This is a genomic window from Micromonospora yasonensis (genome assembly GCF_026013475.1).
In the GTDB taxonomy this organism is placed as follows: domain Bacteria; phylum Actinomycetota; class Actinomycetes; order Mycobacteriales; family Micromonosporaceae; genus Micromonospora; species Micromonospora yasonensis.
The window spans coordinates 1-6,169 of sequence record NZ_JAPDPH010000319.1 but is presented as its reverse complement, the minus strand read 5'-3'; the positions used below and the strand labels follow the sequence as shown (position 1 = coordinate 6,169).

Genomic DNA, 6,169 nt, shown 5'->3' with positions numbered 1-6,169 from the left:
TTCGCCTGCGCCACGGCCTGGTCGACGGTCAGGGCGGAGGACCTCGGTGCGAAGGGCGGTGCGGCGGTGGGGCGAGCGGACGCTGCCGGGGGCACCGACAGCACCGTCGCGGCCACGAGGGTGCCCGCCGCGGCGGCCGAAACGATGGTCCGCCTCGGTCGCCGACGAATGTTGCCGATCATCAAGGAGTACCTCTCTGCTGCACAGATGTGCGGGGCGCGGAGCACCCGGGCCGGCGGCGCCCACACCGCCGACCTCGGGGTGGGAGGGGCCGGTGGTGCCGGTGGCCTACCACCGGCCCACCGGCACCACTCAGAACTTGACTGCGATCTGGGTCCGTGGGGCGAGCATTCCGTTCGCCGCCCCCGGGTACAGCCACAGGATCCCGGTGGAGTTTTCCCGGGCGATCACGTCCGGTTTGCCGTCCCGGTCGTAGTCAGTCAGGCCGAACGAGGTGTAGCCGCCCCAGCCGATACCGACCTGCGTGATGCCCGCCGTGCCGGCCGGGAAGTTGTACAGCCGGAGCTGACCGGTGCTGGTCTGGCGCCCGTACAGGTCCGGCGTGCCGTCCCCCACGACGTCGGCGACGCCGTACCCGACGTAGTCGGTGGACCAGCCGTCGCCGACGTCGATCCGGGACAGCTTGCCGCCGGCCAGGTCACCCGGGTAGACCCACAGGTCGTTGGTCGGGCCCGCGGTGAAGACGTCCTGGTAGCCGTCGCGGTTGTAGTCCGCCACGCCGAACGGGCGGTAGTTGCACCACTGGGCGCCGAAGAACGTCGGGGTGGGGCTGATGTCGCCCGACCCGCCGAGGAAGACCTGCAGGTTGCACGAGGTGTTGTCCCGGACCACCAGGTCTTGGTAGCCGTCGTGGTCCATGTCCGCCACCCCGAAGGAGGTGAACTGGTTCCACCCGGTCGACACGAGTTCGGGTGTCGAGATCGGCTTGCGGTAGCGCCACAGGTTGCCGTTGGGGTCGGCGGCGTAGACGTCGGTCTGGGCGGTGCCGGTGCCCGGGGGCGTCCAGGTGGTGGCACCGAACGGGATCAGGGAGCCGCCGCCGCTGTCGTTGTTGCTCGCCCCGATCTGGGTCGGCGTGAGCGCCCGCTTCCAGACCTGCAGGTTGCTCAGCATGCCGGCGTAGTGCGCCGTCGCAACTCCCTGGTACAGGTACCGACCGACCACGAACTTGCCGGTGCTCGGCCAGGTCGGGGTCGCGGTGTACTGGGCGCTGCCCTTGAGGGCCCCGTTCACGTAGAGCGAGATCGTCCGGGTCTCGGCGTTGTAGGTCGCCACCAGGTGCGTCCAGACACCCAAGGCCGTCCCGGCCGGCGTGACCACCTGGGTGTACGACCAGCCGCTGTCGGCGTTGCCGAGGCCGAAGCGCCAGGTGTTGTCGCTCGCGTTGTTCCAGAGCAGGAAGCGGGACGCGTTGGCGCCGTCCTCGCTGACGATGACGCCACCCGCGCTGGTCGGCTTCGCCCAGACCGAGATGCTGAACGACTTGGTGGTGTCGACCAACACCTGGTTGGTGGCGAGCGCGCCCTTGCCGGAGGTTTCGACGACGGTGCCGGTGCTGTCGACGTTCATGACCAGGGCCGGGCTGAACAGATCGTCGCTGCGCCACATGACGTTGCTGCCCTCGACGCCGAGCGCCTTGCCGCCCGTCACGTCCTCGGCCGTGGCGACGTTCCCGTCGCCCATGTCGTCGAACTGCCAGGTGTGGTCCGAGGTGATCAGGTTCTGCTTCGGCTGGGCCGTGATGGTGGCGCTGGCCGCCTGGAGGTCGGTGACCAGCCAGAGGGTGGTCACCGCGCCGGCGCCGACGGTCCACAGGTCGGGCACGCCGTCCTTGTTGACGTCGGCCGCCTGCAGCGCCACGGAGGCCCCGGTGTTCCAGCCCGAGGCGGCGAGCACCCGTGACGACGTGTACGAGAACTGCGCGGTGTCCGGGTTGTAGGAGATGTCAGACCAGAGGTACAGGGCACCGGTGGTCCGGTTCCACAGGAACATCGCGGTGCCGGTGCTGGTCTGGGCCGTGGCAAGGGTCCAGTTGTTCCAGTCGGTACCCCCGGTCGGGGTCAGCGTGTCGGTCGCGGTCGTCCCGAGAAAACCGCACGGCATGCCCTCGTTGAAGACCGGGTAGTGAGTGAGGTGCCAACCGACGGTGGCGTCACCGCTGGTCCCGACCAGGTCCGGGAAGTTACCGCCGTGTGCCGACTGTCCCCGGCGTTGACGAGCTGGATCGGGGCCTGGTTGTACTGGTCCAGGAGCAGGTCGGAGATGAGGTTGCACTGCGTCTCGGTGTTATCGGGGACCAGCTCGGAGCCATCGCCGTTGCCGGCGATGATCGTGGCCATGCCGGTGGCCGGGTAGTAGGCCAGGACATCCTGGAAACCGGTGCCGAAGAAGCGCCCGGAGACGATCTGGGCGCCGTCGAACTCGGTGGGCGAGTAGGTGCCGCCGAAGCCGTTGCCCCGGGCGCCGATGTTGCTGATGCTGGGGTTCACTCCGCCCGAGCCGTTGTTCTCGGCGAGCCAGAGCCCCGGCTTGAGGTTGTTGGCGGAGCCGACGGCGAGAAGGTCGGCGTTACCGTCACCGGTCAGGTCTCCGTCGGCTGCAGGAATGGTGGGCCGTGCGGAGTTGAAAATCACCGGTGTGGTGTCGCCGAAGTTCCTGCCGTCGGCGGTGACGCTGGTGACGGCGAGGGTGTTGGTGAACCGCGTCGGCGTAACGGTGAGGCTGGCGGTGCCGTCGGCGTTCGCCGGCACGGTGACGGGCGGTGCCGCGTTCAGCTGGTAGGCGTAGCTGGTCGGCAGGGTACCGGTGGCCGGCGGCGTGATCTGGAAGGCGGCCGGCTGGCCGATCTCGCTGGACGTGGGCGGGGTCACCGTCGGGGGCGCCGCCCTGGTTGCATCGAAGGTGAACGTGCACGTCACCGACCAGTTGCTAGGCGTGCGGAAGTCCGTTGCCTGGACCTTCCAGGCGAAGGTCGTGGGGACTCCGTTGCTGGCGTCGGTCACTCCGGCCGCTTTCCGGAGCACGTCCCGGCCGACGACGAGTACCGCGGTGCTGCCCGAGGAGTAGGTGAGCAGGTTCGGGTCGGAGGAGGCGATCGCCGTCTGCGTGGTGTCGCTGGCCTTCCACACCTTGAAGCTCACGCCGAGGGTGCCCTTGTTGGGGTCGGAGACGGGGGCGTACAGGGTCACCGCCGTGTCACCGACCACCGTGGGGGTGGCGGCGGTGCAGGACGTGGTGGGCGCAGTCTTCAAGCTGGACGGGGTGTTCGGCTTGTGGTTGTAGCGGATGGTCAGGGTGGGGCTGGTCTCGAGGAACTCTTTCCAGCTCTGGGTGTCGGTGGCCTCGTTCGCGGCGACCATCCACAGGGTGCGGGTGGCCTTCTTGTTGGTGACGTCGGCGCGGATCTGGCTGGTGATGTCGAAGGAGACGGCGGCGGCGTCGCAGCCGGAGTAGCCGTAGGCGAAGCTCCTCGACGCGATGACGCTGCCCTTGCTGGCGCCTTCCCAGTAGTTCCACGTGGCGTTCGACGACGACAGGGTGGGTGACGGTGCGTAGATGTTGACGGTCTTGGCGGTGCAGGACCAGGATCGGGTGTTGGTGATTTTGAAGATGGCGTCGTAGATCTCGGCCCCGGCCAGGGTGCCGTAGGGGACCGGGAAGTTGATCAGGGTGTTGGAGCGCTGGCTGCCGGCGTTGCCGACCTGCATCCGCCCGATCAGGTCGGGGGTGTTCTTCCAGAAGTTGGTCGACTGGTGCTGGTAGGAGATGGTGGCCCAGCCGGACATGGTGGGCCCGACCGGGGTCCAGGTGAAGGTCGGGTCGATGTAGACCGGGAACCGGGTCGTGGCGGCGGTGAGCAGCTTCGGGTCCGGGGTGAGGCGCAGCTTCCCGGCGCTGACGTGCACGCCGATGCGGGTGGTCTGGGCGGTACGGCCGGGTGCCACGGTGGTGGAGAAGGCGCCCCGGCCGGCAGGTGTGGTCGCTGCGCTCGAGTCCCACATGGTCGGGGCGGGCGCGGTGAGCACGGTCGTACCGGTGCGGTCCCGGCCAGTGATGTTCCCGGCCGCGTCCGCGGCCAGGGTGACACCCTTGGTCGTGGTGATCAGGTCGAGGGCGGCCAGCTTGGGGTTGGTAGCGGCGGTGCGGTTGTTGACCACGAAGACGTGGGAGAACGCGCCCTCGCTGGTGACCCGGACGGTCAGGTCGACGTCGGGCAGCACGTCCGGGTAGGTGGCGGTGGGCCCGGACAACACCGGCGCGGGCAATGCCATCGGCGTGGACACTGACAGTGACCGGTCACCGCTGGTCAGTTCGGCCAGCGGGCCGGTGCCGCCGGGCGAGAGGCGCACCTGGTTGGTGGTTACCTTCGCGGTGATGCTGCCGTCCGCCTGTCGGACCAGGGTCGGGTCCAGGTTCTTCCATTGGCCGTCGACCCGGGTTCGGGTCGGCGTTGCGGACTGGGTCAATTCGACGGTGCCGTCCGGACGGGCGGTGACGGTCGAGGTCGACGTACCCGCCGCGGTGGCCTCCACCGGCTTACGGGTCCGCTTCGCCTCGGCCATCGCCTGGTCCACGCCGAGCGCACCGCTGCTGGTCTTCGGCGCTGGCGTGGCGGGTGCGGCTACTGCCGGTGGGGTGCGCAGGCCACCGGCGACGGTGGCTAAGAGGACCCCGGCCGCGATACTTGCGGCGGTCGCCCGCCTCCGAGCGGTGCACGCCGGATGGCCGTTTTTGAACATGAAAATGTACCTCCCCCGTGTGTCTGCCCGCCGAACGCCTCCTGCGCCCGACGAGCGGCCACAGTGAAGCAGCCGATCGGCTTCTGTGGAACGCCGGTCGTCACATCGAGCTGTCCCTTTCGCACTCTCTGCCACCGGTATGGGTTGCTCATCCACGTCGATCGTTATGTTTTCGTGACCTTCGATGCTCATCGACATGAAAGATTGTTCGCGCCACGGGGGTGCGCGCTCTGTCACTCTGCGTGGTTTCCGTTCTGTCGCGCAGAGGTGAGGTTCGGATGGTCGAGCACGGGGGTCCACGGGGGTGGACTCGGTCCAGACGCGCCGTCGCGGTGGTCGCGGCGGTGTCATTGGTGACGGGCTTGTTGGCGGGTACGCCGGCGATGGCGAAGCCCAAGGGTGATGGGGTGGCGGGGCCGCCGGCGGTGTCGCCGGGGCCGTCGGTCAAGGGTGTGAAGCCGTTGCCGACGCGGTTCGTCACGCCGAGGGACGACGCGAAGTCGACGTTCCGGCCGACCAGGGTGACCTGGCCGAAGGCGGCGTCGGCGCAGCTGGAGCTGAGCGCGCCGGCGGCGGGTGCCCGGTCGGCGACGGGCGCGAAGGCGCGGGCGGCGGGGACGCCGGTGTGGGCGCAGTCGGTGGCGGCGAAGGACGGCCGGGCCACTGGTCCGGGCCGGCTGAACGTCACGGTGGCGGATCGTCAGGCGGCGGAGGCGGCCGGGGTGGACGGTGTGTTGCTGTCGGTGACTCCGGATGTGGCGTCGGGTGCGGTGCGAGTCGGGGTGGACTACGACGCGTTCGCGGAGGCGTACGGCGGTAACTACGGGTCACGGTTGCGGCTGGTGAAGTTGCCGGCGTGTGCGTTGACCACACCCGGAGTGGCGAGCTGCCGGACGGTGACGCCGTTGGCGTCAACCAACGACCCGGCGGCGCGGACGGTGTCGGCCGAGGTGCCGATGACGATTTCGGGGGCGCGCAGCGAACTGACCGCCAGCAGCATGACGGCCCTGGCGGTGACCGCGACGGCCGGTGACGGTGGCGGTTCCGGTGGCACTTATGAGGCGACCGAGTTGAAGCCGTCGGGTTCCTGGACGGCCGGTGGCAGCACCGGATCGTTCTCCTACTCGTACCCGATCACCCTGCCGCCGGCGGCGTCGGACCTGGTGCCGACCGTGGCACTGGCCTACGACTCCGGGAGCGTGGACGGTCAGACGGCGTCGACGAACGCGCAGTCCTCATGGGTGGGTGACGGTTGGTCGACCCCCAAGTCGTATGTGGAGCAGACGTTCGTGTCGTGTCAGGACGACCCGGGTGGCAGCCCGTCGCCGGTGAAGACCTACGACCACTGCTACGACGGGCCGATTCTGACCCTGTCGTTGAACGGGTCCTCCACCTCGCTGGTGTGGGAT

General features: G+C 69.1%; 3 protein-coding genes and 1 pseudogene. 1 reads left to right on the top strand and 3 read right to left on the bottom strand.

Features of this window, described 5'->3' with window-relative positions:
• The 3 genes from ONA70_RS33940 to ONA70_RS33930 all read right to left on the bottom strand — a co-directional run.
• The coding region (locus ONA70_RS33940) for a hypothetical protein (RefSeq protein ID WP_265010573.1) at window positions 1–182 on the bottom strand (182 nt) is incomplete at its 3' end.
• Window positions 183–312: 130 nt separating this feature from the next.
• The gene (locus ONA70_RS33935) at window positions 313–2,124 is read right to left on the bottom strand and encodes a LamG-like jellyroll fold domain-containing protein (RefSeq protein ID WP_265010572.1); all 1,812 of its coding nucleotides are present in this window, start codon (window positions 2,122–2,124) and stop codon (window positions 313–315) included.
• Window positions 2,082–4,595, bottom strand: a complete 2,514-nt coding sequence (locus ONA70_RS33930; protein ID WP_265010571.1) for a hypothetical protein — start codon at window positions 4,593–4,595, stop codon at window positions 2,082–2,084. Before ONA70_RS33930 ends, ONA70_RS33935 begins: the two co-directional genes overlap by 43 nt.
• A 518-nt stretch (window positions 4,596–5,113) precedes the next feature.
• On the opposite strand from ONA70_RS33930, the pseudogene ONA70_RS33925 reads away from it, so the two are divergent.
• A pseudogene (locus tag ONA70_RS33925) lies at window positions 5,114–6,169 on the top strand (sugar-binding protein); the annotation flags it as partial.